The following is a 573-nucleotide window of genomic DNA, read 5'->3' on the forward strand; positions in this document are numbered from 1 at the left end:
GAGCAGATCGCTGAGGTGTTGGCGAACTGGACCGGTATTCCGGTGTACAAGCTGACCGAGGAGGAGACCTCCCGGCTGCTGCGGATGGAAGACGAGCTGCACAAGCGGGTCGTTGGCCAGGAAGACGCGGTCAAGGCGGTCTCCAAGGCGATCCGTCGTACTCGTGCCGGGTTGAAGGACCCGAAGCGGCCTTCTGGTTCGTTCATCTTCGCCGGTCCGTCCGGTGTGGGTAAGACCGAGCTGTCCAAGGCGTTGGCGGAGTTCCTGTTCGGGTCCGAGGACGCGTTGATCCAGCTGGACATGTCCGAGTTCCACGACCGGTACACGGTGTCGCGTCTTGTTGGTGCCCCGCCCGGGTACGTGGGTTATGACGAGGGTGGCCAGCTGACGGAGAAGGTGCGGCGTCGGCCGTTCTCGGTGGTGCTGTTCGACGAGATCGAAAAGGCCCACCCGGACGTGTTCAACACGTTGCTTCAGATTCTGGAAGACGGTCGGTTGACCGATGGTCAGGGACGCATCGTCGACTTCAAGAACACGGTGATCATCCTGACCACCAACCTGGGCACCCGCGAC

1 protein-coding gene is annotated in these 573 nt (G+C 62.1%); it reads left to right on the forward strand.

Translation table 11 applies throughout. The annotated features are described in order from the left end of the window. Positions 1 to 573 (forward strand): AAA family ATPase (locus tag V6V89_RS41550; RefSeq protein ID WP_334625251.1); only part of this gene is annotated, 573 nt, incomplete at both ends.

It is taken from the genome of Micromonospora sp. CPCC 206061 (assembly GCF_036906915.1).
In the GTDB taxonomy this organism is placed as follows: domain Bacteria; phylum Actinomycetota; class Actinomycetes; order Mycobacteriales; family Micromonosporaceae; genus Phytohabitans.